Raw genomic sequence first — 26756 nt, 5'->3', positions numbered from 1 at the left:
GCGCTTTCGCGTCACCGCCCGCCGCCGTGGTGAATCGGCGCGGCGCACCCGCCATTCGCAACGATCGGGAAGTAAAAGGCATGCACCCGGCAATGCCGTTTCCCCTGACTTGTCAAACGAATTGCCCCACCTATACTTGCTCTGACATTTGCCTTTCGGCACGATGGGCCAGATCGTGCGTCGTGCGATCCGTGCCGCGAAGAATCGAACCAACGCAGCAGACCGACCGGGGACCGAATGAGTACGACCTATGCAGCCGGGGAACCGCCGCGCGTCGTCAGCGCGGCCGCGAGGCTCTACGCGAAATGCCTGCTGGTCGGATTCGCGTTGCTGCCCGCCTATCTGATTGCCTATCTGTGGTTCTTCAGCGACCCGGGCGTCGTGTTCGAGAGCCACGCTTTCCATGAAATCGCGATCGCGGCGGCGACGGTCGAAGGCGCGTTCGTCACCTACGTGACGTGGGTGTGCTACCGGTCGTCCGGCGAGCCGCTGTTGCGCTGGCTCACGCTCGGCTTCCTCGGCTTCGCGATGATCTATGCGCTGCACGGGGCGTTCACCGGGATGGCGCACCACAATATCTGGCTGTTCCTGCTGTACGGGCCCGCGTCGCGGTTCGTGATGTCGGCGCTGCTGCTCACGGGCCTGCTGTCGTATTCGCGGCCGCCCGACCGGCTCGACAAGCGCACGAGCGTGCGCACCTGGCTGCCGTGGATCGTGTTCTTCCTGATCGTCAACGTGGCGGTCGCGTACATCGCCTATTCGCCGGTCGCCGGCGCGCCGGGCACGCGGCTGTCGATGGAAGGCGGCGCGCTGGTGTTTTCGCTGCTGAACGTGTGCCTGCTGCTCGCGCGGCGGATCCGCTCGCCGCTGATGGTGATCTACGGCGTGTCGATCATGGCGTTCGCGCTGTCGTCGCTCGCGTTCATCCTCGGCAAGCCGTGGAATCACATGTGGTGGCTCGCGCATGCGATCTTCGCGGGCGGATTCTTCCTGCTCAGTTACGGCGTCGTGCAGGCGCTGCAGACGACGCGCTCGTTCTCGGCGATCTACAGCCAGGAAGACCTGATGAGCCGGCTGTCGGAATCGATGGCGCGCACCGAAAGCGCGCTGCAGGAGCTGCGGCGCACGAACCAGAAGCTCGAATACATGGCCGCGACCGATCCGATGACGGGCGCGTCGAACCGCCGGCAGTTCATCGCGCAAGTCGAGCGCGAGATCGTGCGGGCCGAGCGCGACGGCACGCCGTTCTGCCTGCTCGCGCTCGATCTCGACAATTTCAAGAACATCAACGATGCGTACGGGCACCAGATCGGCGACGAGGTGCTGCGCGGCGTCGTGCGCCAGTGCCTCGAGGCGATTCGTCCGGCGGGCGCGCTCGCGCGGGTCGGCGGCGAGGAATTCATGGCGCTGTTGCCCGAGATGCCGCTCGAAGGTGCGCGGATGACGGCCGAGCGCGTGCGTTCGTCGATCTCGAGTTCGCCGTTCGGGCTCGACTTCAAGCGCGTGCAGGTGACGGTCAGCGTCGGCGTCGCGCAGTACGGGGTCGACGGCAGCACGGTCGATACGCTGCTGCGGGTGGTCGACGAGCGGCTGTACCAGGCGAAGCGGGAAGGGCGGAATCGCGTGGTGTCGCGGTGATCCGGATTCCTTCGACGTCCCGGCGGCGGGCGTGCCGCCGGGTTTTTTGCATGCCGATGCCGTTGCCCGTCGGTATGCGTGCGGCGACGCGCTAGCGCGCCGCCACCGCCGTCGCCTGTTTCGGCTGTGCGTCCTGCGTCGGCTGCGACGCCTGCCACCAGTACTTGCCCGCGCGCTGCTGCGGATCGCGGATCGCGAGATACGTCGTACTCCAGAGCTGCGCCGCGTTGGCTTCGGTCGCATCGGCGCTGCGCGTGCCGAATGCGTCGGTCTGGTACTTGCCGTTCACGTACGACCACGTCCACATTTCCGACGTGCGCATGTCGCGCCCGTTCGAGATCACCTGCCAGATCGTCTGCCGCGCTTGCGTGAGCAGCGTGCGGGTCGTGGCCGACAGGTCCTGACGCGCGAGCTGGCGATCGAGCCCGGCCACCCACATCGCCTGCTGCCACGACCAGATCACCGTGCCGTGATACGCGGAGCTCGTGAACTTCGGCCACAGCGTCTGGCTTGCATACGCGGGGTTCGCGATCAGCATCCCGGCATCGGTCACGAGCCCGGTCGGGAACGGCCGCGTGACGTCGCTGACGATCCGCTGGAGCTGATCGTCCGGCGGCGTGCCGAACAGCAGCGCGAAGCCGCCGTCCGAATTCATCACCGGAATCGGGTTGCCCTGCTGATCGAGCGACAGCGCGTAGAAGGCCAGCGGGGCGTTGGGCGCGGCGCCGGCCGGCACGCCGGCAGACGGCGCATAGGCCGACACGTCGGTGGCCGCCTGTGCGGCCGGCACGCTGACCTGGAACAGCGGCGGCGCCTGCGTTTCCCAGGTGGCCGCCTGATTCGCCGTGTTGGCGAGCGTCGCACGCTGCCCGGCATCGAGGTACGGATCGAGCAGGCCGCGGGCGAGGAACGCGTTCGCCGCGCGCAGCGCGGCCGGCACGAGCACCGCGTTCACGTCGTACGGGTAGACGCCGCCGCCGAGGCCATCGGTGCTGTCGCGCCAGTTGCCGACGATTTCGCCGGGCCGCAGGTGGATCAGGTTCGCGACCGACGGCTGCTGCGCGAACGGCTGCGCGGTCGTCGCGACGTGCAGCAGATTGACGACGAGGCGGCTGCCGTTGGTCTGCCCGTCGCTGCCGCGCTGCGCCAGATACGCGGCCGCGCGGGCCTGGCCGCGCGTATCGTCGATCAGCCACGCGGCCGCGATCGGCGCGAGCAGGTAGTCGCTGTCGATCATCTTGTAGTCGTAGGTCGGCGTCGCATCGTTAGGCCGCCCGTTCTTCTGGTTGTCGATCAGCGCGAATTCGCCGATGCCTTCCTCGTGCGCGACCTTGCCGTCCGCCGACAGGCGGCTGAGCACCGACGACAGGCCGGCCTCGATCGCCGCGGGTTCGAGCACGGGCATCAGCATGCGGACCGAAATCAGCGTGTCGCGGCCGAAGTACGTGTCGTATTGCCACGAACCGGCCAGCAGCTTGTCGTTGAAGCTCAGGAATTCGAGCACGTTCTGGCTGACCGGGTCGGGATTCACGGCGGGCGCGAACAGGTCGGCGTGCGTGATCGGCGACAGCGGCGTCTCGCCCGACAGCGCATCGATGTGCAGCTTCAGCGTGCGTGCGCCCGCCGGCGCGTTCAGCACCAGCTTGCCACCCGCAGCCGGCGCGATGCTGCCGCCGTCGCGCAGCGTGATGCGCAGCGCATAGCCCGGTGCGCCGTCGATGCGGTCGCGTTGCCATTGCGCGGTGCTGCCCTGGACCGTCGGCGCGGTGAGGATCTGCGGCGGAATCGTGGCGCCGCCGTTGAAGTCGCGCAGGAAGCGCACGTTGCTGAGCACGCCCTGGCGGATCGTCAGCGACGTGGTGTCGACCGACACGTCGGCGCCGATGCCGTACAGCGGGCGGCCATGCGTGTCCGGGGCCGACAGCGCGGACGGCGGCGTGTCGAGGCTCCAGTTTACCGGCTGCGCGGTGTCGTCGAACCATAGTCCGGTGCCGCTGTTGCCGGCGGGGAAGACCACCAGCAGGCGCGGCTTCGTCGACGAGCGCACCAGCAGGTGTGCGGCGACCTTGTCCTGCCGGTAGAACGCGTTGATCTGGCCGCCGGTATCCATGCGGAACGACAACGCGGCGGTGTTCGATGGCGGGGTGTTCGACTGGACGTCGTCGTCGTTGCAGGCCGACAGCAGGCCGGCACAGACGAGCCCGAGACACAGCGACTTCGCAAGGCGATGCATGTTGATGTCCCTCCTGATGATTGGCGATTTTTTATCCGGATGTTCTAATCGGCGGATCTTGAGTCCGTTTGATCCCGTCTTGTATTCATTCTGGCGAATGGCGGGAATTAATCGAGGTGCTGCGATTCGTCGAAAGGAAAATGGGTTGGCAAATAACCGAGTGGCCGATAATGCCGAAAGCTGAAAACCACAGGGATGCGCGTCGATGTCCCGCGGGAAAGGCTATGCGACGGGCCTTCGCGCGGGTGGTGGCGAATCCGGGGCGGCGCAGAAAATGATGCGTAAGCCGTCGTAGGCGATTCTAAATTTGCGGGAAAGCCGAAGTCAATAATGTTTTGGTTTTTGAATATTGAATTGAAAAGTGGTCGCAATTATTACCCGCCGCCCCGGTAAAATGTGCGATTTAATGGATGCCGATTAATGTGCTGCAGCTGTCCGAGAGCGAAACAATTGGCAATGGCATGCCACGCCGGCGATTGTTGCCGGACAGCGAACGAATCGCCGCGTGGTGTCGGTCAATGCCGTGACATGCCGACATGCTGAAACGGCGCGCGCGAAGCCGAGCAAGCCGCGTTCCTGCGCATGCTTTCCACGACGACGGATCGCTGACGAAAGCGGAAAGAACTGCGACGTCTGCTAGCATCGGATGGTTCCGACAAGCCTGTCGGGATGCTGGCATCTGATCATCGCAGGAGACTCGTCAATGACGCTCGAATGCATCAATCCCAAGGATCTGCCCACACCGCAAACGTACACGCAGGTCGTCGTTGCGACGGGAAGCAGGATGGTATTCATCTCGGGCCAGGAGCCCGAGGACATCGACGGCAAGCTGGTGGGCCACGGTGATCTCGCGGCCCAGGCGCGTCAGGTATTCGGCAATCTCGGTCGCGCCCTTGCCGCTGCCGGTGCGCGGCCCGAGCAGGTCGCGAGGATCACCATCTACGTCGTGAACTACGAGCGCGATGCATGCTTGCCGATCATCGAAAGCGCCCGGGTGGCGCTGTTCGGCGATCACAAGCCCGCGGACGTGGTGCTCGGCGTGGCCGCGCTGTCGCCCGGTTATCTGATCGAAGTGGATGCGATCGCGGTCATCGATTGATCGTTCGGCAGTCGCAGCCATTGCATCGCGGGCACGCTCGCTACGTGCCTTTTTCTTTATCGGCCACCAGTTGCGTTGTGAAACCAGGTTGCATCAGCCTGGTCTCGAGCGAGCCACCTGCGGTTGTTGCCCATGATCCGCCTTTGGCGCCCCAGGCTCCTGTTTCAGGGTTCACGAGCGTCGCGTTTCAACGTTCTTGATAGTCATCCGGCAATTATCGATCGCTTTTTTCACTCGTTGGTGGAGCCCGTGATGCCTGCAAACAATCTCAAAGTTCGTCCTTTGGTCGGCGGGATCAAAATTGTGACCCGCAGCAAGATTGGCACTTTAGGTTTGGTCGTGAAATACAACGGCAACATGTGCTTTGTGACGGCGGGCCATGTGTTCGGAAAGGGAGATGCGAGGGTGGGGCAGCCCGATGACGCAAACCCGGTGGGTGACCTGCTTGAAAACTCCTGGAGGACAACCAGGATATCGCCATCATGAAGGTATCGTCGGGAGTCGACGCAACGCCCAACGAGATATGGACGGACAGCGGTATAAAACAGGTGGCGTTCGGTTCAGACGTGCGTCCCACGAAGGACCAGCGTTTGTGGTTGCAGGGTGCGTTCTCTGGTCTCGTGAATTGCTCGGTTGCCGGGACAGATGTCGATATCACGGTGCCGGACACCAACGATCAAGTCAAGAATGTCGTCCTGCTCAACCTGGACGGAGAGGCTCGGACCCAACCAGGTGACAGTGGCGCGCCCGTGGTGGGGAAAGTGGGTGGCAAGGACGTCTGCTACGGTGTGTACGGCGGGAAAGTCGTGGTCGGCGCAGATACGTACGGGTGGTTCACGCCATTCGAGAACCTGTTTTGGGACTAGTCCGGCGTGATTGGATGTGACGCTGTCAAAGCCCTGGGTGCGAGAGCGCTCGGGGCTGTTGCATTGGGGCACCGAAACGTGAACCGGGTCGACCTGCGCGGGAGCGTACTCGGGGTCGGCGGGGCACGGTCCAGACTCTCCCCGCCGTTGTACCAAGGACGCCGGTTTCAGGGGCAAATCCCCATCCGCCGCTCGGCGCTCGAGCAGGCAATCGAAACCCGTTTTGAACTGCGAGACGATTTCTGTCTACATGTGTTTCGGAAAAGAAACGTGACGGCGGATCCGGGCGGTCGAGTCCTGACGAGACCGCGACCGACTTCCCGGACGGCGCATTCGAGCAGTACAACCATGCGAGCCATGAATACGTGCTGCCGGTGCCGGCCGGTGGTCGAATCGTGTTCCGCATCGGTGGCACGGAGTTCGAGCTGAAGGCGGACGGCGCAACACTACGCAGCGCGAAGCTGCTGGCGGATGTTCCTGACTCAACGTTCACAGGGAACACGACGACCGAACAACTGCTGACGTTCAACGGAGGCATGTAGGGCAAGCCGGGCGACGGTGACGGTGTCGCGATGAAGGTAGTGGGCGGTGCGGAATTCGCCGACGATGTTATTACGACCGGTAAATCAGCCAGCACCGTCATCGGGAGCAGGGTGATGGAGAGTTGGTAAGTAAGCCAATCTAGGATCAAGCTGACAGATTTGTCAGGTGCTCGCGTGCCGCGAAGTGATGTAGCTTTTCTTCGCAGCATTTTGCTGTGCTGGAAACGATATTCGCGAAACGGGGCGCTTGCATGAGCACGGTTGAGTCGGACCAAAAATCAGAGAAAACGGACGGGAAGCACTCCGTGGAACGACGCGAGAGTGATCTCGGAAAGCTGCCCGAGCCGAAGTCCATGCTCGATTGGCCGTGGCCGGTGATCGTATCGATAGTCGGTTTGGTGTCGCTAGGTGTGGCGTATTCCTTGGGCGATGCATATTACAACGCGTATCTAGCGAAATTTTCGATTGAGCCTACTGCGTTCCCAATCGATAAGGCGCGGCATCTTGTACTGTCGCTATACGGCGCTCTAAACACGGTCGCAAATGTACAGGCCTGGCTCACCGAGAATACGGTTCCAATCCTGAAATTCGTGGCAATGATTCTGTTCGGTGTTGCCGTTTGGGTCTTGATTGAAAAAGGATTGCTTTGGGCGGTCGAGCGCGCAAGTAGGCGGGCAGACGGAACGACAAGGTCTATAAAGCTCTGGCCGATCGTAGTTCGATTCTTCACTATCGTGTTTTGGATATGGACGACTGTCGGGATTGGCTCGATTCTCGGAATGTCCGTTCCTACAGTGATGGCAATTCCTTCCGTAATCGGCGAATCCGCGGGAAACGGCGTCGCCACGGATCAGATGCGAGATTTTGACCGTGGATGCTGGGTGTCTGAAGCGCGATGTCAGATAGTAATCAAAAGCGGAAAGGAAGTTGTGCGTGGTTACATCGTTGCACAGTCAGCGACACACGTTGCGCTCTACTACGAACGTAATACCGTACAAATGCCTCTTGATGGCGCAGAAATCAGGACAGTCGAGCGACCGAATTTCGATCAGGCTCTACCCCGTTGAGCCGGCCTGCTTGGTCAATAACTTTGCCCCGCCACGAGCGGGGCTTTTCATTTCTAGAGAGCGATATGGCGAAAGACGCACAGCAAGGCGGGGAATCGAATCGCAATCGCGGTTCGTCTGCTCTTGTAGGTAGGAAGCTGGCGAAAAAGCCTCTTCAGTTCTTCACGGCTCAACGCCCGAGCATTCTCCGTCGGAGGTTCAGGACCGAGCCACACAGCACCGATGCGGGATCTGTATCGGCTCGCAGCGTGATCACCGCATACTGGAACACGTTGGACACGTACTGGCGCAGTTTGATCGCTACGGAAGGGGAGCCGCGCTCTTCAACCCGCCGCATCAAAGCAAGCACGTCATGAGCGGTAACTGACCGCATGGGGCGGCTCCCGATGTACGGGTACGCATCGGCTTCGAGCATGCGCAGAATCTCGCCAAAGTGCCGCTCGGTCCAAGTCTTCCGCTTCTTCCCCAGCCACTCGTCGCTGACTGCGCGAAAAGTTGCTTTGCCTTCGTTGATACGCGCCGACAGCACTTCCTGCCGCGCATGTGACGGATGCCAGTCCCTTCTTGACGAGTTCACGGGCGTCGTCACGCGCTGCGTGCGTCTTGAAGGCTGATCGTCGGATATTCGCCGATCGCGAAGAGATTCTCCTTTCCGGCAATTCGGTACTTGTATCGCCAGAGTTTGGAGCCGGATGGTTTTACTAACAGATACAGTCCATTGCCATCGGTAAGTTTGGTAGGCTTGTCGCCTGCCTTCGCTTGTCGGATCTTGATGTCGGTAAGTGGCGCGGTGAAAAAGGGGGTATCGTCTCGGGACGGTCGAAATGGTACCCCCTTATACCCCCTTTTTTTGTCAGCTGGACACGATTTCCGGCGAACGTAAGCGAACAGTGGAAAGGCATAAAGCGGCCGACTGGCAAGGGTTTGCGGCAAATTTTCGAACGAGCACGAACAGGAGCAACCGAAGTGATCAGACATATCGTGATGTGGAAGTTGAAGGAATCGGCCGAAGGCGCGACGCGTGCGCAGAACGCGCTGAAGCTGAAGGAAAAGCTCGAAGGCTGCCGCGACCTCGTGCCGGGCACCCTGCAGATCGACGTCGGCGTGGCGACGCCCGGCCTCGATGCGACCGCCGACATCGTGCTCGTCTCCGATTTCGCCGACAAGGCCGCGCTCGACGCGTACCAGGTGCATCCGGTTCACCAGGAAGTGAAGAAATTCGTCGTCGCGGTGGCCGAATCGCGCGAATGTGTCGACTACATCGTCGACAACGCACGATGAGCGACGCGGCAACCCCGACGGAAGGCCCGTCGATCGAAAGCCCGTTCGTCGATCTGCTCGGCGTGCAACTGGTGTCCGCGAAGGATGGCGCGAGCGAGATCGTGCTGCCGCTCGAGGAGCGGCACATGAACACGTGGAGCATCGCGCACGGCGGCGTGACGATGACGCTCGCCGATATCGCGCTCGCGATGGCGGCGCGCAGCCTGACCGACGACGGCGTCGGCGTCGTCACGGTCGAGATGAAGGTGAATTTCATGCAGCCGGGGCGCGGCGAACTGCGCGCTTACGGGCGCGTGATGCACCGCTCGACGACGATGGCCTACTGCGAAGGCGAAGTGCGCGACAGCGACGGCAATTTCGTTGCGAAGGCGCTCGGCACGTTCAAGTACATGCGGCGGCTCGCGGTCGGCCGCGACATCAAGCGGCAACGTTCGCGCACCGCGCCGGACGCCCAGCCGGGCCCGAGCGACGCGTAAACGCACCGGCCATGCACGGCCTTGCCTTTTCGATGAGGCAGGGCCGTTTTGTTTGGCAGCACGGGATGGCGGCACACGGCGCGGCGCGTACGCCGGTCCGGCCGCCGCGTGGCATCATGTCACGCTTGTCCGCTTTGTCCGTTCACGGCGCCACGCCGGCGCCGTCCATACCGATGCCGCTGAATCCGAAGATCGCCCAGGTGCTCGACATGATCGAGCGCGCGAAACGTCCGTCGTATCACCATCAGACGCCGCAGCAGGCGCGCGCCGCGTACGAGAAGAGCGCGCCGATCCTCGACGTCGCGCCGGCGCCGATGCATTCGGTGGAGGCGTGCGTCGTGCCGACGCGCGACGGCCGCACGATCGGTGCGCGGCTGTATTTACCGGTCGCGCCGAGCCTGGCGGAACCGCTGCCCGCGCTCGTGTACTACCACGGCGGCGGCTTCACGGTCGGCAGCGTCGACACGCACGATGCGCTGTGCCGGATGTTCGCGCACGATGCGCAATGCGCGGTGCTGTCGGTCGGTTACCGGCTCGCGCCCGAACACCAATTTCCGACCGCGGTGAACGATGCGGACGACGCGTTGCAATGGCTGCATCGCGAGGCCGCCGCATTCGGCATCGACGCCGCGCGGCTGGCGGTCGGCGGCGACAGTGCGGGCGGGACGCTCGCGACGGTCTGCGCGGTGCTCGCGCGCGACGCGGGCATTCGCCTTGCGCTGCAGATGCTGATCTATCCGGGCGTGACGGGCTACCAGGACACCGAATCGCACGCGCGGCTCGCCAACGGCTACCTGCTGACGCAGGACACGATCCAGTGGTTCTTCGCGCAATACGTGCGCGATCGGGCGGATCGCGACGACTGGCGGTTCGCGCCGCTCGACGGCACGCGCGATGCACCGTCGTTCGCGGGCGTTGCGCCGGCGTGGATCGCGACGGCCGAATACGATCCGCTGAGCGACGAGGGCGCCGCGTACGCGGACAAGTTGCGTGCGGCCGGCAACGCGGTCACGCTGGTCCGCTATCCGGGGATGATCCACGAATTCTTCAAGATGGGCGGCTACGTGCCGGAGGTGCGGGCCGCGCATGCCGATGCGGTCGCGGCGCTGAAGGCTGCATTCGACGAGGTTTGACGGCGGGCGGCCGAAGGCCGCATGCCGTGGGAGGACTGCGATGACGAACGGCGTGGGCGGAGTGGAAACGGGCGACTGGACGGTACTGGGCGGCGACGCAGCCAGGATCCGCGACGCGGTATTCGTGCGCGAGCAGCAGATTCCGCCGGAATGGGCGCTCGACGACGACGATCCGCTGTCGCTGCATGCGGTCGCGTACCGGACCGACGCGGCGACCGGGTTGCGCCGCGCGGTCGCGACGGGGCGGTTGCTGCCGTCCGGCACGATCGGCCGCGTCGCGGTACTGGCCGACATGCGCGGGCAGGGCGTCGGGTCCGCCGTGCTGAATGCGCTGCTGGATGCCGCGCGGCGCCGCGGCCAAGCCGTCGTGCGGCTGTACGCGCAGGATTCGGCGGTGTCGTTCTATCTGCGGCACGGCTTCGCGGCGGTCGGCGAACCGTTCGTCGAAGCCGGCGTGCCGCACGTCGAGATGGCGCGCGCGCCGTAGCGCGCAACGCGTGCGTTCAGCGCGGCCGCGTCGCGTCGATATCGAACGTGAACGCGCGCTCGAACGCGCCCGGCCGGACGGTGCGGTGCGAGCCGTCGTCGTCGCTGCGCTCCTTGACCTCCACCGTCAGCCGCACGCCTTCCTTCATCGTTACGCGCAGCGCGGTGGTGCCGCGTGTGCCGTATTCGGGCGTCTCGATGAAGGCGGCCGACAGCGCGCGCTCGCGCTCGATCGGAATGCCCGTGTGCGGCAGCGCGTCGTCGTCCGCGACGTGCGGGTCGCGCATCAGCGCGATCAGTTCGTCGAGCGACGGGGTCGGATTGTCGGTGAGCAGCGTGCCGAGCTCCGCGCGCTTGCGCACCACTTTGGGCCAGGGCGTGTCGAGCCGCGCATTCGACAGCGCATGCACGCCCGGCGCGATCGCGACGGGTGCGGCGACACGGCTTTCGCCCTCGGGCGCGCGGTTGCAGAACCACGCGAGTTCGCGCCGGCGCCAGTCGCCGACGAGCAGGTTGAAGCCGTTGTACACGGCTGCATGCTCGGCCAGCTGCGCGAGATAGTCGAGCGGTGCGACCGATGGTCCGCCGAGAAAGTCGGATACCAGCTTGCCGCGGGTCGGCGCGCCCGCGCGGATGTCGAACGGCGCGCGGTAGTTGGTCAGCGCGGCGAAGCGGCCGTCGCGCGATACGCCGAGCCACGTGCCGCCGGCTTCGAGATCGCGGCCGGCCAGTACGCCCGGCACGTCCTCCCACCACGAGAGCGGCGCGCTGGTCCGGCGGAAGAACTCGTCGCGATTGGCGGCGAGGGTAAAGACGGGACCGGCGGCGGCATCAGGCTGCCAGTCGAAGGCAATCAGACACATCGGGCGAATCTCTCGCAGGAAACATCGGGCGCCGGCTGCGACTCGCGAGCCGGCGCGCGAACGGGTTGTCAGTGCATCACGCTTCGGTCGGCCACGCGTACGGCAGCGCGTCGAACGCGAGCGCCGGGCCGTCGGCCGAACCGAGGTGCACCGTGCCGCTGTCGAGCGCGGCGAGCTTGATCTCGACCAGCGCGTCGACGCCGCCCGCCGGCGCGGCCGCCGCGTTGACGATCATCCCGCACGGCTGGCCCGGGTCGTCGCTGTGGAACAGCTCGACGCCGGCATGCACGGTATCGGTCTCGCCGGCGACGTGCGCGAGCGCGGTGCGGCGCTTGATCGTGCCGCGGTACTGGCTGCGCGCCACCACTTCCTGGCCCGGGTAGCACCCTTTCCTGAAGTTAACGGCGCCGATCACGTCGAAGTTGACCATTTGCGGTACGAACTGTTCGACGGCCGGCTGCGTGATGCGCGGCTCGCCCGCGCGCACGTCGAGCCAGTCCCACACGGCGGGCGACACGACCGGCAGCGTGCCGGCGAGCGCGGCGAGGCGCGCGTCGACCTCGGCGCGCGGGCCGATCCACAGATAGCGCTTGCGGCCGGCCGCATCCGGCACGCGGATCAGCGTGCCGGCCGGGCCGTCGACCTTCACGTGCACGCCATCGGGCAGCGCATCGAAGATGCCCGACAGCGCGTCGCGCACGTCGCCAGCGAAACCGGCCACCGCGAGCGTGTCGCTCGCATCCGTCAGCTTCGCCTTCGCGCGCAGCACGAACATCGACAGCCGCTTCTGCACGGCAGGCTGCACGTCCTTCGACACGAGCAGGCGCACACCGTGGCCGGCGCGCCACGTGAGGAACGACGCGAGCAGGCGGCCCTTCGGCGAGCAGTACCCGGACAGCCGCGCGCTGCCGGCATCGAGATGTTCGATGTCGTTGGTGAGCTGGCTGTGCAGGAACGTCGCGGCGTCGTCGCCGGCCACGTCGATCACGCCGAACTGCGGCAGCGGCATGCAGGCGCCCGGCGCATCGAAATCGGCGGCGGACGGGCGGGGGAAAACGGGGAGCGAGGCAGATGCGGCCTGGGCAGCCGGTGAAGCGAACGGTGTGCTCATGGAATGAGGGAACAGTCAACCCTGACTTTGACGAAGGCGAGCAAGTATTATATGGGTCTTACCTGAGTCACGTTTCCATGTCCCTACTGAAGAAATGCGCCGCGACGATCGTGGCGCTGGCCGTCGTTGTGGCCGCTGCCGGCGCGGGCGGCGGGTATTACTGGGCGACCCGGCCGCTGTTGCTGGGCTCGGCATCGCTCGACGTCACGATCAAGCCGCGCAGCAGCGTGAAGAGCGTCGCGCTGCAGCTCAAGCGCGGCGGCGTGCCGGTCGAGCCGTTCGCGTTCGTCGCGATGACGCGCGTGCTCGGGCTGTCGAGCCGGCTCAAATCGGGCAATTACGAATTCAAGACCGGCATCACGCCGTACGACGTGCTGCAGAAGATCGCGCGCGGCGACGTGAACGAATACGTCGCGACGGTCATCGAGGGCTGGACCTTCAAGCGGATGCGCGCGGAGCTCGACGCGAATCCCGATCTGGCGCACGCGACGGCCGGCATGAGCGACGCCGAGCTGCTGCGCGCGATCGGCGCGCCGGACGGCGTGGTGCAGCGCGGCAGCGGCGAGGGGCTGTTCTTCCCCGATACCTACCTGTTCGACAAGGGCACGAGCGACCTGAACATCTACCGGCGCGCCTATCGCCTGATGCAGACGCGCATCGACGAGGCATGGGCCGCGCGCACGCCGGGGCTGCCGTACAAGACGCCTTACGAGATGCTGACGATCGCGTCGATCGTCGAGAAAGAAACCGGCCACGCGGCCGACCGCGCGTTCGTCGCGGCCGTGTTCGCGAACCGGCTGCGCATCGGCATGCCGCTGCAGACCGATCCGTCCGTGATCTACGGGCTCGGCGACGCGTACGACGGCCGGCTGCGCAAGCGCGACCTGCAGGCCGACACTCCTTACAATACCTACACCCGACGCGGGCTGCCGCCCACGCCGATCGCGTTGCCGGGCGTCGCCGCACTGCAGGCGGCGATCAATCCGGCCCCGACGAGCGCGCTCTATTTCGTCGCGAAGGGCGACGGCACGAGCGTGTTCTCGGACACGCTCGGCGACCACAACAAGGCCGTGGACAAATACATACGAGGTCAATAATGGCGAGCGGTAAATTCATCACGTTCGAGGGCATCGACGGGGCGGGCAAGACCACCCACCTGGCATGGTTCTGCGAACGCCTTCAGGGCCGGCTGGCTGCGGCCGGCCGGCAGGTCGTCGTGACCCGCGAGCCGGGCGGCACGCAGCTCGGCGAGAAACTGCGCGAGATCCTGCTGAACCAGCCGATGGATCTCGAGACGGAAGCGCTGCTGATGTTCGCCGCGCGGCGCGAGCACCTCGCGCTCGTGATCGAGCCGGCGCTCGCGCGCGGCGACTGGGTCGTGTCCGACCGCTTCACCGACGCGACCTTCGCGTACCAGGGCGGCGGCCGCGGGCTGCCGCGCGACAAGCTCGAGACGCTCGAGCGCTGGGTGCAGGGCGGTTTCCAGCCCGACCTCACGGTGCTGTTCGACGTCGCGCCGCAGGTCGCGAGCGAGCGTCGCGGGGCCGCGCGCATGCCGGACAAGTTCGAAAGCGAGTCCGACGCGTTCTTCTCGCGTACGCGTGCCGAATACCTGCGGCGCGCGGAAGAGGCGCCGCACCGCTTCGCGATCGTCGATGCGACGCGATCGATTCCCGAGATTCGCCAGCAGCTCGAACGCGTGCTCGCCGCGCTGTAACCCGCAAGGACGCACCCCATGATCTATCCGTGGCAAACCGACGACTGGAACCGCCTGCAGCAACTGCGCGCGCAATGGCCGCATGCGCTGCTGCTGCACGGTCAGGCCGGGATCGGCAAGCTGCAGTTCGCGCAGCATCTCGCGCAGGGTTTCCTGTGCGAATCGCCGCAGCCGAACGGCGAGCCGTGCGGCGCCTGCGCGGCCTGCAACTGGTTCTCGCAGGGCAACCACCCGGACTACCGGATCGTGCTGCCTGAGGCGCTGGCGGGCGAGGCGCCGGGCGCCGCGGACGACGCGAAGCCGGCCGACGCGGACGAAGGCGGCAAGAAGACCCGGGCGCCCAGCAAGGAAATCAAGATCGAGCAGGTGCGCGCGCTGCTCGACTTCTGCGGGGTCGGCTCGCACCGCGGCGGCGCGCGCGTCGTCGTGCTGTATCCGGCGGAAGCGCTCAACGTCGCCGCGTCGAACGCGCTGCTGAAAACGCTGGAGGAGCCGCCGCCCGGCGTCGTGTTCCTGCTCGTGTCGGCGCGCATCGACCGCCTGTTGCCGACCATCATCAGCCGCTGCCGCCAGTGGCCGATGACCGTGCCGGCACCGGAGGCCGCCGCCGCGTGGCTGGCGGCGCAGGGCGTCGACCAGGCCAGCGCGCTGCTCGCGGAAGCCGGCGGCGCGCCGCTCGCCGCGCTGGCGCTCGCGAGCGACGAGAATCGTCCGCTGCGCGACTACACGTTGGGGCAACTGGCCGCCGGGGCGGCCTGCGACCCGTTCGCGTGCGGCGAGACGCTGCAGAAGCTGCCGGTGCCGCTGGTGCTCGGCTGGCTGCAACGCTGGCTGTACGATGTGCTCGCGCAGCGGATGGCCGGCGCGCCGCGCTACTTCCCGATGCACGCGGCGGCCCTGGCGCGCTGCGCGGAAGCGGTCGACGCGAACGCATTCGCCCGCTTCATGAAAGCCGTGACGCGGCAGCGGACCGTCGAGAACCATCCGCTCAACGCGCGGCTCGTATTCGAGGAATTGTTTCTCGGCTATCGGGAAATGTTTGCTTGATCCGGCATTGTTTCCGATGGGTTGCGAAACGATGAACGGATCACGCGACGGCGCGACCGTGGCCGGCCGGCCCGCCCACGTCGCCCGCTGCCGCATGCCGGCGGGCGCATGAGCGTCCGTCTCACGTATTCAGGAAACACGATGTTCGTCGACTCTCACTGCCACATCAATTTCAAGGGCCTGGCCGACCGCCTGCCGGCCGTTCTCGAGAACATGCGCGAGCACGACGTCACCCACGCGCTGTGCGTGTCGGTCGATTTGGAGACGCTGCCCGACGTGCTCGCGATCGCCGAAGCGCACGACAACGTGTACGCGTCGGTCGGCGTGCATCCCGATCACGAGGACATGCGCGAGCCGACGCTCGCGGAGCTCGTCGAGCTGGCCGCGCACCCGAAGGTCGTCGCGATCGGCGAAACCGGCCTCGACTACTACCGTCTCGAAGGCCGCTCGATCGCCGACATGGAATGGCAGCGCGACCGCTTTCGCACGCACATCCGCGCGGCGACCGCGACGATGAAGCCGCTGATCATCCATACGCGTTCGTCGTCGGAAGACACGCTGCGGATCATGGCCGAGGAGCGCGCGGACGTGCCGGGCGGCGTGATGCACTGCTTCACCGAGCCGTGGCCGGTCGCCGAGCAGGCGCTCGCGCAGAACTTCCATATCTCGCTGTCGGGCATCGTCACGTTCAAGAACGCGACCGACGTGCAGGACGTCGCGCGGCGCGTGCCGCTCGACCGGCTGCTGATCGAGACCGACTCGCCGTACCTCGCGCCGGTGCCGTATCGCGGCAAGCCGAATGAACCTGCGTACGTCAGCCATGTCGGACGCTTTATCGCATCCGAGCGCGGGATCGCCGTCGAGGCGCTCGCGGATGCGACGACGCAGAACTTTTTCCGGCTGTTCAGGATCGCCCGCTAACGACGGGCGCGCAGCCGACAACCCAGGGAAGGAGCCCACAACAATGACGAAGCCGACCAACCATCTGCCCAAACGCGCACTCGTTGCGGCCGCATTCGTCGCGAGCGGGCTGTTCGCCGCCGCCGGCGCGCATGCCGAGTCGCTCGACGCGATCGTCAAGGCCGTCAAGTTCGACGACATCGCCGATATCGGCAAGCAGCTCAAGAGCGGCAAGCTCGATCCGAACACGCTCGCGCCGAACGGCGACCCGATCCTCGTGATCGCCGCGCGCGAGAAGTCCGACAAGGTCGCGGCCGCGATCGCGACGACGCCGAACGTCGATCTCGAAAAGGAAGACAAGGCCGGCGAAAACGCGCTGATGCTCGCGTCGCTGAACGGCGACCTCGGCCTCGTCAAGCTGCTGATCGACAAGGGCGCGGAAGTCAGCAAGAAGGGCTGGGCGCCGCTGCACTACGCGGCGACCAACGGCCAGGACGCGGTCGTCAAGGTACTGCTCGACCACGACGCGTACATCGACACCGCATCGCCGAACGGCACGACGCCGCTGATGATGGCCGCGCGCGGCAACCATGCGTCGACGGTCACGCTGCTGCTCGACCAGGGCGCCGATCCGCAGGTGAAGAACCAGCTCGGCATCACCGCGCTCGAGTTCGCGAAGCACTACAACGCGCCGGACGCGATCGAGATCCTGAGCAAGCGGACGACGCGTATCGGTGCGTCGACGCCGGCAGATGCACAAAAGAGTGCAAAATAACGGTTTTTGGTGCGGCGCCGCCTGTCCGCCCGGCCGGCTTCCGGCCGCGGCAGGGCAGCCGGCGACGCACCGGCCAACGCAGCAGGCGGTCACCGGCCGCATTGACATAAGGAACACCATGTTGCGCGCAATGTTTTGTGCCGCGGCGTTTGCCGTGCCGTTGTCGGCGGCGGCTTTCACGGGCGCGGATCTCGACCGGCTGTGCGCGAAGACGGACGTCAAGTCGCGGGCGTCGTGCGCGGCCTATATCGAAGGCGCCGCCGACGGCGTCTACAACACGATCGATGCGATCGGCGGCACCACGGGGCCGCGCGTCGGCCAGTACTTCTGCCTGCCGCCCGACATCCGGGCGCAACAGATGACGGACGCGGTGCGCAAGTACATCGCCGAAAATCCGAAGCTGGCCGACTACAACGCGAGCACCGCGGTGTCGCTCGGTCTCGGCAAGGCGTTTCCCTGCAGGAGCGGCAACTGATCTGACGCCGTGTCCGGGCGCGTGCGTGGCCCGGACGTCGCCGACGCATCCAGGACGAAGCCTGCGCGCTTCATCACTCGAGGGCGCCGATGATTTCAATCGAGGAACTGCAGCGCATCGCCGATGCGCCGTTGCATTCGTGGCTCGGCACGCTGGTCGTGTCGGTCATCGTGATACTGGTCGTCACGGTCGTGCACCGCCTCGGCGCACGCATCGTCAAGCGCATCGCGCAGCCGTATCCGCTGATGAGCGCGATCCTGCGCTACATCGACAAGCCGTCGCTCGTCGTGCTGGCGTTGCTGGCGCTCGAATTCGTGTGGGTCCAGGCCGACGACGGCATGTCGTTCGTGCGCGGCATGCGCACCGCGGCGGCGGTCGGCTCGATCGTGTCGCTCACGTGGCTGCTGGTGCGGCTCGCGGCCGGCGTCGGCGACGCGATCATCCAGGCCCATCCGATCGATACGGCCGACAACCTCCACGCGCGACGCGTCCATACGCAGGCCAAGGTGCTCGTACGGACCGTGATGGTGCTGATCGTGATCATCGGTACCGGCGCCGCGCTGATGACGTTTCCGAACGTGCGCCAGATCGGCGCGAGCCTGCTGGCATCGGCCGGTGTCGCGGGGCTGGTCGCCGGTATCGCCGCGCGGCCGGTGCTGGGCAACCTGATTGCCGGGTTGCAGATCGCGCTCACGCAGCCGATCCGGCTCGACGACGTGGTCGTGATCCAGGGCGAGTGGGGGCGCATCGAGGAAATCACCGGTTCGTTCGTGTCGGTGCGGCTGTGGGACCAGCGGCGCCTCGTCGTGCCGCTGCAGTGGATCATCGAGAACCCGTTCACGAACTGGACGCGCAGCAGCGCGGAGATCATCGGCACGGTCTACCTGTCGGTCGATTACCGTACGCCGCTCGCGCCGCTGCGCGAGGAGCTCGCGCGGCTCGTCCACGCGGCGCCGGAATGGGACGGCCGCGTGCAGGTGCTGCAGGTGACCGACGCGACGGAGCGCACGATGCAGTTGCGCGCGCTCGTCAGCGCGGCCGATTCGTCGTCGTGCTGGGACCTGCGCTGCCGCGTGCGCGAAGGATTGATCGCCTATCTGCAGGACCGTTATCCGCAATGCCTGCCGCGCAGCCGGATGGAGCTGTATCCGCACGAATCCGCGCCCGATGCGCCGAATCCCGAGCGGCCGCACGCGCGGTCGCCTGCGGCCAGCACGGCGGCCAACACCGCGGCCGATCCGCAGGCCGTCGACGGCCGCTGAACGCGGCCCGGCGCCTGCCTGCCATTCCCCGTCGCCCAATTCCATGACCGCGCTGAAGACGCTCGCCATCGCCAATTACCGCTCGCTGCGCGAGCTGATCGTGCCGCTCGCGGCGCTCAACGTCGTCACGGGGCCGAACGGCAGCGGCAAGTCGAGCGTGTACCGCGCGCTGCGGCTGCTCGCCGACACCGCGCAGGGCCGCGTGATCCCGTCGCTCGCCCGCGAGGGTGGCTTGCCGTCGACGTTGTGGGCCGGCCCCGAGCGTTTCTCGCGCGCGATGCTGGCCGGCGACGTGCCGGTGACGGGCACGGTGCGCAAGGGCCCGGTGAGCCTGAAGCTCGGCTTTGCGTGCGACGATTTCGGCTACTCGATCGATCTGGGCCTGCCGCTGCCGAGCAGTTCGCAGTTTGCGCTCGATCCGGTGGTCAAGCGCGAATGCGTCTGGGGCGGCGCGTTGCTGCGCCCGTCCACGCTGCTGGTCGACCGGCAGGGCGCGCAGATCCGCGTGCGTACCGCATCGGGCGACTGGCAGACGATTCCGCAGCCGGTCGCGAGCTTCGACAGCATGATGACCGAGTTCGCCGATCCGACCGGCGCGCCCGAGATGATCGCGGTACGCGAACGGATCCGCTCGTGGCGCTTTTACGACCATTTCCGGACCGATGCGCAGGCGCCGGCGCGCCAGTCGCACATCGGCACCCATACGCCGGTGCTCGCGGACGACGGGGCCGACCTCGCCGCCGCGCTGCAGACGATCCGCGAAATCGGCGACGCGGCGGCGCTCGACGCGGCGATCGACGACGCGTTTCCCGGCGCGTCGGTGGAGATCGACAACCCGGGCGGCCGTGGCCGCTTCGACGTGCTGATGCGCCAGCCGGGGCTGCTGCGGCCGCTGGCGGCGGCCGAGCTGTCCGACGGCACGCTGCGCTACCTGCTGCTCGCGGCCGCGCTGCTGACGCCTCGGCCGCCGGCGCTGATGGTGCTGAACGAACCGGAGACGAGCCTGCATCCCGATCTGCTGCCGGCGCTCGGCCGCCTGATCGCGCAGGCCGCCCGGCGCTCGCAGGTGCTGGTCGTGTCGCACGCGGCGCGGCTCATCGCGACGCTCGAGCGCGAGGCGGGCTGCGAATCGCTGGTGCTCGACAAGCAGCTCGGCGCGACCGCGCTCGTCGATGCCGACTCGCGCGACCTGCCGGCATGGAAGTGGCCGTCGCGTTGACGGCCTGATCGCGATCGTTGGCATGTGTTCGACGCCCGGCCGCGCCGAATCCGCGCCAGCCGGGCCCGAGCGACGCGGCGAGCCCGATCGGTCGAATGTATCCGGTCTGTAACAACCCCCAAAAAATGCAAGACCTGCGGTTCCGCTCATCGGGATCGCGAATAATAATGAGATATCCGGTTGGCGCCATGCCGGCCGGCGCGGCATGGACGCAGGGCGGGGCGCGCGCAAGCGCGGACTCCGCCGGCCGTGCCGCAACGGACAGGACACAGGAGACGTGGACCATGAGAATTGCCCAGATCGCCCCGCTGACCGAATCCGTGCCGCCGAAGCTGTACGGCGGCACGGAGCGCGTCGTGTCCTACATCACCGAGGCGCTCGTCGACCTCGGCCACGACGTGACGCTGTTCGCGAGCGGCGATTCGACGACGCGGGCGAAGCTCGAGCCCGTGTGGCCGCGCGCGCTGCGGCTCGATTCGTCGATCCGCGACCGGGTCGCGCCGCACATGCTGCTGATGGAGACGGTCGCGCGCCGCGCGAAGGATTTCGACGTGCTCCATTTCCACATGGACTACTACTCGTTCTCGGTCTTCAACCGGCAGGAAACGCCTTACGTGACGACGCTGCACGGCCGGCTCGACCTGCCCGAGCAGCAACCGGTGTTCGACACGTTCAACACGGCGCCGGTAATCTCGATTTCCAATTCGCAGCGCCAGCCATTGCCGCAGGCGAAATGGCTGACGACCGTCTATCACGGGCTGCCCGATACGCTGTACATGCCGCAGCCCGTCGAGCCGCGCTATCTCGCGTTCCTCGGCCGCATCTCGCCGGAAAAACGCGTCGATACCGCGATCCGCATCGCCCGCCAGTGCGGGTTGCCGATCCGGATCGCCGCGAAGATCGACGCGGCCGACCAGGAATACTTCGACCGCGAGATCAAGCCGCTCTTCGCGTTGCCGCACGTCGAATACATCGGCGAGATCGCCGATCACGAGAAGGCCGAATTCCTGTCGGGTGCGCATGCGCTGCTGTTTCCGATCGACTGGCCGGAGCCGTTCGGCCTGGTGATGATCGAGGCGATGTCGTGCGGCACGCCGGTGATCGCGTTCAACCGCGGCGCGGTGCCCGAAGTGGTGGACGAGGGCGTGTCCGGTTTCATCGTCGAGGACGAAATCAGCGCGGTGGCCGCCGTGAACCGGCTGCACCTGCTGCCGCGTGCGCGCGTGCGGCAGCGTTTCGAGGAGCGCTTCACGTCGCGCCGGATGGCGCAGCAGTACGTCGACGTGTACCAGTCGGTGATCCGCGCGCAGAAGCGCTCGCGCTTCAAGGTGATCGATTCGACGACCTGAGCGGCCTGAACGGCCCGAGCAGTCCGACCGACCCGGCGCCGCGCCGGCGGATAAAAAAACGGCGATGCCCGCAAGGACATCGCCGTTTGCGCATGACCCGCGCGCGGCACGCGCGGGCAGTGCGTCAACGTCAGATCTTGAGCTTGGTGACCTTGGTGCCGTTGATCGACACGTCGCCCATCAGGCCGGCGTTGGTCAGCACGACGACCTGGATCGGCGCGGTAGCCGTGTTGGAGTCGACCGCGCCGTTCGCGCCCATCTTCACGAGCGCGACCGATGCGCCGGCGCCGGCTGCCCAGCCGTCCGAGCCGCGGAATTCGTCGAGCGCCTGCTGCGTCATGAACAGGAACACGATCGCCTTCGACTGCGCGCCGGCCTGCAGGCCGACCGACAGCGACGACGTGTTGTAGTAGCCGACCGTGCTGCCGCCGACGCGCAGCGCGCCATTGCCGGACTGGCCGCCGACGATGAAGCCGGCCTGGATCACTTCGGGGAACACCAGCACGCCGCGCGATTTCGCGACGAGCTCGCGCGAGCCCTTGACCGTGGAGTACATGCGCGACAGCGTCGCGTCGACGCTCGCGTCGATCGACTGACGCTTCGACGCGTTGGTCGCGGCGTTGTCCGGCTTGTCCGGGGTGGTGGTGCAACCGGTGAGCGCGAGGCTACCGACGATGAGCGCAGCGGCGGCTTTCAGCACAAGATTCCGTTTTTGCATCGTTGTTCTCCATCGGATGATGTTCGGAGTGAGTCTCGCTCAAGGAGCGGATCACGTCGGCAGTTATATCACAGCGGATTACGGCCTCTTTTCGTTGCCACGTGAAAAAGCGTCAAATCGCGCGAGGGTGTCGCGGCGCGCCAACGGACGGAGCGGCGCCCGAGCGCCAGGCGCGCTTCGCGCGGGGGCGGCATGCGGGGAACGCAGTGGTCGAGCGGGGGGGCGGCGGCGCCCGCGGCGCGTATCGGGGTCAGTGCGTGACAGGCGGAACGGGCGGCTTGATCGGCGGGCGGCGCAGCGCGCGGCGGATCAGCGCGATCACGACGCCGCAGGCGAACAGGAACGCGGCCGGGACGACCCAGTAGCCGACGAACGCATGCCACAGGTAGCCGGCGAGCGTATTGCGGCGCACCACGTATTCGTCGCGGGCCGCCTGCTGGCGCGGCGCGTTGGCGGCGAGCACGTCGGCCGGGCAGCCGGCCGCGCGCGCGTCGTCAGGATCCCCGTGGCACTTCGCGGCGGCGCCGGCGGCCTGCTGCGCATCGGTGAGCTGCCAGGTGGTCAGCGCGAGCTGCAGGTCCGCCTTGTTATAGGCCATTTCCTCGCGGATCTCGCGCACGGCGATGATCGCGACGGGCACCGCCCAGAACACGATCACGATCAGCCAGCGGCGGAACCAGCGGTGTTGTCTCCATGCCATCCAAAGCCTCCGTTTGACGCGCGTGCGCGTCCGTCTCGAGGGCGGCCCGATGGCGCTTCTTGGTCTTGGGTGGGCCGCGTTGCAGCCATCATAGAAGAAAACGCGGCGAATTGCCGCACCATGTGGCGGCGTCGTGACGGCGGGCCGGAAAAACGGGGCGGGAAAGGCCGAATGGCGCACGTCGATGCGCGTGCAACGAAAACGAAAATGCCGCGCCCGCCGAAGCGGGACGCGGCATTCGGGACGGGAGCGCCGGGACTCAGGCGGCCGGCTGGTTGCTCAGGCAGCTCTTCATGAACGCCTTGCGATCGTCACCCTTCTTGCCGGTGGCCTGCGTGTTGCATGCCTTCATCTTCTCCTGCTGCGTCATTGCCTTTGCGGGCTTCGCCGACAGGCAGTCCTTCATGAACGCCTTGCGTTCGTCGCCCGTCTTGCCGGCTGCCTGCGTGTTACAGGCCTTCATCTTGTCCTGCTGGCTGTTCGCCGCGAATGCGGGGGAAGCCAGCATGCCGCCGAGAAGCACTGCGGCTACGAGCGATTGGATTTTCATTTCGACACTCCCATGGGGTGAATTGCGCGTGATCGACGCCGTCACGAAGCACGACGCGATGAGGACAGGGCCACATCGCACCACGCGTTCCGATTATGGCAAATCAATGTGAAAACACCAAAACGGCACTTCCTATAACGTTGCGGACGCCACGGCCGTTGACGGCGCGTGCGGCGCGGGGATCGGGACAAACCATGACGCGCGCCGGCAACGGCCGGCTGCCGCGCCGGAACCCGCCGGCTCGCGGCCGCGAGCCATTACAATCGCGGCCATGAATACACCGAACACCGCATCCCCTTCGTCCGCGCCGGCGCTGCCGCGCATCGCCGTCCTCGCCACCGGCGGCACGATCGCCGGCGCCGCGCCCGACGCGGCCAGCACGGCCGGCTACCAGGCCGGCGCGCTCGGCGTCAGTTTCCTGGTCGACGCCGTGCCGGCGCTCGCGTCCGTCGCGCGCATCGACGCGGAGCAGGTCGCCAGCATCGACAGCAAGGATCTCGCGCTGCCGCTGTGGAACACGCTCGCCGCGCGGATCGACGCGCTGATGGCCGACCCGGCGATCGACGGCATCGTGATCACCCACGGCACCGATACGCTCGAGGAGACCGCGTATGCGCTGCATCTGGTCGTGAAAGGCGACAAGCCGGTCGTGCTGACGGCCGCGATGCGGCCGGCAACCGCGCTGTCGTCCGACGGCCCGCTGAACCTGCTGAACGCGGTGACGGTGGCCGCCCATCCGGCCGCGCACGGGCAGGGCGTGCTGGTCGCGTTCAACAACCGGATCCACGGCGCGCGCGACGTCGTCAAGACGAGCACTTATGCGGTCGACGCGTTCCAGTCGCCGGAGCTCGGTGCGCTCGGCTGGGTGCAGGACGGCCGCGTCGAATTCGCGCGCCGCGTCACGCGTACCCGCGACACGCAACTGGCGATCGCGGCGAGCTGGCCGCTGGTCGAAGTCGTCGCGAGCTATGCGGGCGTGACGCGCACGGCCGTCGACGCGCTCGTCGCGGCCGGCGTGCGCGGCCTCGTCGTCGCGGGTACCGGCAATGGCTCGATCCATGCGACGCTGCAGGCGGCGCTCGCCGATGCGGTGAACGCGGGCGTGGCGGTGGTCCGCGCGTCGCGCGTGGGTTCGGGGCACGTGATGCGCAACGGCGCCGCGAGCGACGATGCGCTCGGTTTCGTGAGCGCGGGCTCGCTGCACCCGTTCAAGGCGCGCGTGCTGCTGATGCTCGCGCTCGCGAACGGCATCCACGATCGCAACGCCCTGCAGCGCGCGTTCGATACGCTGTGACCGACGGTCGCCGCGCGGACGTCGCGCAGCGTGCATAAAAAAATGGCAGGCCAATGGCCTGCCATTTTTGCGTCAGTGCTGCGCGAACGCTCAGGACTGCGGCGGAATCACGAGCTTTTGGCCCGGGTAGATCCGGTCCGGGCTCGACAGCATCGGCTTGTTCGCCTCGAAGATCACCGGGTACTTGTTCGCGTCGCCATACACTTCCTTGGCGATCGCCGACAGCGTGTCGCCCGGCTTCACGTCGTGGTACTGCACTTCCGGATCGTCCGGCTGCAGATCGTCGTCGTTGACGCCCGCGACACCCTGCACGTTGCCGGCCGCGACCTTGACCTTCGCCTTCGTGTCGAGATCGGCGACGCTGCCCGACAGCGTGACGGTGCGCGATGCGCCGTCGAACGCGACGGTCAGGTTCGACGTGTCGAGGCCTTGCGAGCTGATGTAGTTCTTGATGGCATCGGCCGCGGTCTGGTTCGCGGCATTCGGATCTTCCGCTGCCTGTGCATCGGCGTGACCCAGCAGTTTTTCACCCGCCTCCTTGATAAACGAAAGAAGACCCATCGTTGCACTCCTTAGGTGGTTGAAAAGAAAACGCGCCGTGAAGTGGCGAAAAAAACACCGCGCTGGGGGCGGGCCCGGAAGGGCGCGCAAGCGCGGCGGTTTTCTCGAAAGGCGTGGCGAAAGTGTAGGCGTTCAACGCGACGATTGCATGAAAAATCGCACGCTCGAACGTAAAGAAATGTAATACGCGAAATCCGACAGGCGGACACCCGACGACGACGTCTGACCGACCAAGGCTTCCCCGGCGCCGCCGGGTGCCGCTGCGGACCCCACCACGCCGCTCTCAGCCCAGAGCGGCGTTTTTCGCCCCGTCCCGCATGCCGTTGGCGATGCAGGGCGGGGCGCCCCACCGTGATGCGCGCGTGCGGCGCGCATCGATGCGACCGGCCGCGGCCGAGTCACGTGTATCCGTCGCACGCCTGCGCCATCGCAGCACAAACGCGCGTTGCGGCATCCGCGTTACGCGGCCGGCGTCTGGCCGATCTCGAAGTTCGACATGATTTCGAGCGCGCGCACGAGTGCCGAGTGATCCCATGCCTTGCCGCCGTGCGACGCGCACACGCTGAACAGCTGCTGCGCGCTCGCGGTGTGCGGCAGCGCGAGGCCGAGCTTGCGCGCGCCGTCGAGCGCGAGGTTCAGGTCCTTCTGGTGCAGCTCGATGCGGAAGCCCGGATCGAACGTGCGCTTGGTCATGCGCGCACCGTGCACTTCGAGGATGCGCGACGCGGCGAAGCCGCCCATCAGCGCCTGGCGCACGCGCTCCGGATCGGCGCCCGAACGGGCGGCGAACAGCAGCGCCTCGCCGACCGCCTCGATGTTCAGCGCGACGATGATCTGGTTCGCGACCTTGCAGGTCTGGCCCGCGCCGTTGTCGCCGACGAGCGTGATGTTCTTGCCCATCTTCTCGAACAGCGGCTTCGCACGCTCGAATGCCTTCTCCGGTCCGCCGACCATGATCGTCAGCGTCGCTTCGCGTGCGCCGACTTCGCCGCCGGACACCGGCGCGTCGAGGTAGTCGCAGCCGAGCGCGTTGATCTGCTTCGCGAATGCCTGCGTGTCGAGCGGCGAGATCGAGCTCATGTCGATCACGAGCTTGCCGGCCGTCAGGCCCTTCGCGACGCCGTCGTCGGCGAACAGCACGTTACGTACGTCCGGCGTGTCCGGCACCATCGAGATGATGATGTCGGCGTGCTGCGCGACTTCGGTCGAGTTCGCGACGACCTTCGCGCTGCCGCGCAGGTCGTCCGGGATCGGGAACGCGCCGTTCACGACGAGTTGATGATCGCCCTTGAGCAGGTTGCGCGCCATGTGCGCGCCCATGATGCCGAGGCCGATGAAACCGATGGTTGCCATGTGAAAGTCTCCTATAGGGCTGAAAACGGAAAGGGCGCGAC

Annotated in this window: 29 protein-coding genes and 1 pseudogene; 20 read left to right on the top strand and 10 right to left on the bottom strand. The window is 66.5% G+C overall.

Going from position 1 to position 26756, the window contains the following annotated elements:
• The first annotated feature begins 237 nt into the window (after positions 1–237).
• A complete protein-coding gene (locus DFS13_RS10190) occupies positions 238–1638 on the top strand; it encodes a sensor domain-containing diguanylate cyclase (protein WP_006483889.1) in 1401 nt (466 codons plus the stop codon).
• Positions 1639–1729: 91 nt separating this feature from the next.
• On the opposite strand, the gene DFS13_RS10185 is transcribed toward DFS13_RS10190, so the two are convergent.
• Positions 1730–3871: a hypothetical protein gene (locus tag DFS13_RS10185; RefSeq protein ID WP_034201622.1), complete on the bottom strand. Its 2142-nt coding sequence runs from the start codon at positions 3869–3871 to the stop codon at positions 1730–1732.
• 703 nt (positions 3872–4574) lie between these two features.
• Between DFS13_RS10185 and DFS13_RS10180 the strand changes: the two genes are divergently transcribed.
• From DFS13_RS10180 to DFS13_RS39850, 5 genes and pseudogenes are all read left to right on the top strand, one after another.
• The gene (locus tag DFS13_RS10180; protein ID WP_034201623.1) at positions 4575–4970 is read left to right on the top strand and encodes a RidA family protein; all 396 of its coding nucleotides are present in this window, start codon (positions 4575–4577) and stop codon (positions 4968–4970) included.
• Between the two features lie 132 nt (positions 4971–5102).
• Positions 5103–5456, top strand: a complete 354-nt coding sequence (locus DFS13_RS39855; protein WP_134163136.1) for a hypothetical protein — start codon at positions 5103–5105, stop codon at positions 5454–5456.
• Entirely contained in the window at positions 5453–5836 is a 384-nt protein-coding gene (locus DFS13_RS10175) for a hypothetical protein (protein ID WP_111441691.1), read from the top strand. The genes DFS13_RS39855 and DFS13_RS10175 overlap by 4 nt, the downstream gene beginning before the upstream one ends.
• 266 nt (positions 5837–6102) lie before the next feature.
• Positions 6103–6521: pseudogene (locus tag DFS13_RS10170) on the top strand (phage baseplate assembly protein V); the annotation flags it as partial.
• Positions 6522–6629: 108 nt separating this feature from the next.
• Positions 6630–7445, top strand: a complete 816-nt coding sequence (locus DFS13_RS39850; RefSeq protein WP_124674760.1) for a hypothetical protein — start codon at positions 6630–6632, stop codon at positions 7443–7445.
• 169 nt (positions 7446–7614) lie between these two features.
• Here the strand turns inward: DFS13_RS39850 and DFS13_RS39845 are convergent, their stop codons facing one another.
• Entirely contained in the window at positions 7615–8034 is a 420-nt protein-coding gene (locus tag DFS13_RS39845) for a hypothetical protein (RefSeq protein ID WP_006496364.1), read from the bottom strand.
• The gene (locus tag DFS13_RS39840; protein WP_077190694.1) at positions 8031–8423 is read right to left on the bottom strand and encodes an Arm DNA-binding domain-containing protein; all 393 of its coding nucleotides are present in this window, start codon (positions 8421–8423) and stop codon (positions 8031–8033) included. Before DFS13_RS39840 ends, DFS13_RS39845 begins: the two co-directional genes overlap by 4 nt.
• Between DFS13_RS39840 and DFS13_RS10160 the strand changes: the two genes are divergently transcribed.
• The 4 genes from DFS13_RS10160 (at position 8412) to DFS13_RS10145 (ending at position 10822) form a co-directional block, all read left to right on the top strand.
• Positions 8412–8726, top strand: a complete 315-nt coding sequence (locus DFS13_RS10160; RefSeq protein WP_006483902.1) for a Dabb family protein — start codon at positions 8412–8414, stop codon at positions 8724–8726. The two genes, DFS13_RS39840 and DFS13_RS10160, sit on opposite strands and share 12 nt — an antisense overlap.
• Positions 8723–9202, top strand: coding sequence for a PaaI family thioesterase (locus DFS13_RS10155; RefSeq protein WP_006483907.1), 480 nt, complete (start codon positions 8723–8725; stop codon positions 9200–9202). Before DFS13_RS10160 ends, DFS13_RS10155 begins: the two co-directional genes overlap by 4 nt.
• 173 nt (positions 9203–9375) lie before the next feature.
• The gene (locus tag DFS13_RS10150; protein ID WP_058901537.1) at positions 9376–10335 is read left to right on the top strand and encodes an alpha/beta hydrolase; all 960 of its coding nucleotides are present in this window, start codon (positions 9376–9378) and stop codon (positions 10333–10335) included.
• 40 nt (positions 10336–10375) lie between these two features.
• Positions 10376–10822, top strand: a complete 447-nt coding sequence (locus DFS13_RS10145; protein WP_006483905.1) for a GNAT family N-acetyltransferase — start codon at positions 10376–10378, stop codon at positions 10820–10822.
• Positions 10823–10838: 16 nt separating this feature from the next.
• Here the strand turns inward: DFS13_RS10145 and DFS13_RS10140 are convergent, their stop codons facing one another.
• Positions 10839–11684 carry an NRDE family protein gene (locus DFS13_RS10140; RefSeq protein ID WP_034201626.1) on the bottom strand — a complete coding sequence of 282 codons (846 nt, stop codon included), beginning with the start codon at positions 11682–11684 and terminating at the stop codon, positions 10839–10841.
• A gap of 76 nt (positions 11685–11760) precedes the next feature.
• Positions 11761–12795, bottom strand: coding sequence for a folate-binding protein YgfZ (locus tag DFS13_RS10135; protein ID WP_034201627.1), 1035 nt, complete (start codon positions 12793–12795; stop codon positions 11761–11763).
• A 77-nt stretch (positions 12796–12872) separates the two neighbouring features.
• Between DFS13_RS10135 and mltG the strand changes: the two genes are divergently transcribed.
• From mltG to DFS13_RS10090, 9 genes are all read left to right on the top strand, one after another.
• Complete coding sequence (mltG, locus tag DFS13_RS10130) at positions 12873–13892, top strand: endolytic transglycosylase MltG (protein WP_006496368.1); 1020 nt, start codon at positions 12873–12875, stop codon at positions 13890–13892.
• Positions 13892–14512 carry a dTMP kinase gene (gene tmk / locus DFS13_RS10125; protein WP_006483888.1) on the top strand — a complete coding sequence of 207 codons (621 nt, stop codon included), beginning with the start codon at positions 13892–13894 and terminating at the stop codon, positions 14510–14512. The genes mltG and tmk overlap by 1 nt, the downstream gene beginning before the upstream one ends.
• A gap of 18 nt (positions 14513–14530) precedes the next feature.
• Entirely contained in the window at positions 14531–15559 is a 1029-nt protein-coding gene (locus DFS13_RS10120) for a DNA polymerase III subunit delta' (RefSeq protein WP_006496369.1), read from the top strand.
• A gap of 141 nt (positions 15560–15700) precedes the next feature.
• Positions 15701–16480 (top strand): TatD family hydrolase, encoded by a 780-nt coding sequence (locus tag DFS13_RS10115; RefSeq protein ID WP_059720652.1) that lies wholly within the window; start codon positions 15701–15703, stop codon positions 16478–16480.
• 43 nt (positions 16481–16523) lie between these two features.
• Positions 16524–17234: an ankyrin repeat domain-containing protein gene (locus DFS13_RS10110; protein ID WP_006485954.1), complete on the top strand. Its 711-nt coding sequence runs from the start codon at positions 16524–16526 to the stop codon at positions 17232–17234.
• A gap of 118 nt (positions 17235–17352) precedes the next feature.
• Positions 17353–17709, top strand: a complete 357-nt coding sequence (locus tag DFS13_RS10105) for a Rap1a/Tai family immunity protein (protein ID WP_006485939.1) — start codon at positions 17353–17355, stop codon at positions 17707–17709.
• Between the two features lie 89 nt (positions 17710–17798).
• Positions 17799–18971: a mechanosensitive ion channel family protein gene (locus DFS13_RS10100; protein ID WP_006485950.1), complete on the top strand. Its 1173-nt coding sequence runs from the start codon at positions 17799–17801 to the stop codon at positions 18969–18971.
• Positions 18972–19014: 43 nt separating this feature from the next.
• Positions 19015–20190, top strand: coding sequence for an AAA family ATPase (locus tag DFS13_RS10095; RefSeq protein WP_006496371.1), 1176 nt, complete (start codon positions 19015–19017; stop codon positions 20188–20190).
• A 284-nt stretch (positions 20191–20474) separates the two neighbouring features.
• Positions 20475–21539, top strand: a complete 1065-nt coding sequence (locus DFS13_RS10090) for a glycosyltransferase family 4 protein (protein WP_006485945.1) — start codon at positions 20475–20477, stop codon at positions 21537–21539.
• Positions 21540–21669: 130 nt separating this feature from the next.
• On the opposite strand, the gene DFS13_RS10085 is transcribed toward DFS13_RS10090, so the two are convergent.
• The 3 genes from DFS13_RS10085 to DFS13_RS10075 all read right to left on the bottom strand — a co-directional run bounded on the left by DFS13_RS10085 (position 21670) and on the right by DFS13_RS10075 (position 23507).
• The gene (locus tag DFS13_RS10085; protein ID WP_006496373.1) at positions 21670–22257 is read right to left on the bottom strand and encodes a YSC84-related protein; all 588 of its coding nucleotides are present in this window, start codon (positions 22255–22257) and stop codon (positions 21670–21672) included.
• Between the two features lie 250 nt (positions 22258–22507).
• The gene (locus DFS13_RS10080) at positions 22508–22957 is read right to left on the bottom strand and encodes a membrane protein (RefSeq protein WP_006485938.1); all 450 of its coding nucleotides are present in this window, start codon (positions 22955–22957) and stop codon (positions 22508–22510) included.
• Positions 22958–23216: 259 nt separating this feature from the next.
• Positions 23217–23507 (bottom strand): PsiF family protein, encoded by a 291-nt coding sequence (locus tag DFS13_RS10075; protein ID WP_011549641.1) that lies wholly within the window; start codon positions 23505–23507, stop codon positions 23217–23219.
• Between the two features lie 271 nt (positions 23508–23778).
• On the opposite strand from DFS13_RS10075, the gene DFS13_RS10070 reads away from it, so the two are divergent.
• Positions 23779–24801: an asparaginase gene (locus DFS13_RS10070; protein WP_006496375.1), complete on the top strand. Its 1023-nt coding sequence runs from the start codon at positions 23779–23781 to the stop codon at positions 24799–24801.
• A gap of 90 nt (positions 24802–24891) precedes the next feature.
• On the opposite strand, the gene lysM is transcribed toward DFS13_RS10070, so the two are convergent.
• Both lysM and DFS13_RS10060 read right to left on the bottom strand, forming a co-directional pair.
• Positions 24892–25362, bottom strand: a complete 471-nt coding sequence (gene lysM / locus DFS13_RS10065; protein ID WP_006478617.1) for a peptidoglycan-binding protein LysM — start codon at positions 25360–25362, stop codon at positions 24892–24894.
• Positions 25363–25821: 459 nt separating this feature from the next.
• On the bottom strand, positions 25822–26715 hold the full coding sequence (locus tag DFS13_RS10060; RefSeq protein ID WP_006485940.1) for a 2-hydroxy-3-oxopropionate reductase: 894 nt from the start codon (positions 26713–26715) through the stop codon (positions 25822–25824).
• Positions 26716–26756 lie beyond the last annotated feature (41 nt).

It is taken from the genome of Burkholderia sp. 28_3 (genome assembly GCF_003253915.1).
GTDB classification, from domain to species: Bacteria; Pseudomonadota; Gammaproteobacteria; order Burkholderiales; family Burkholderiaceae; genus Burkholderia; species Burkholderia cenocepacia.
Note: the sequence above shows the minus strand (reverse complement) of the source record. Positions and strands in the feature narration are given on the sequence as shown.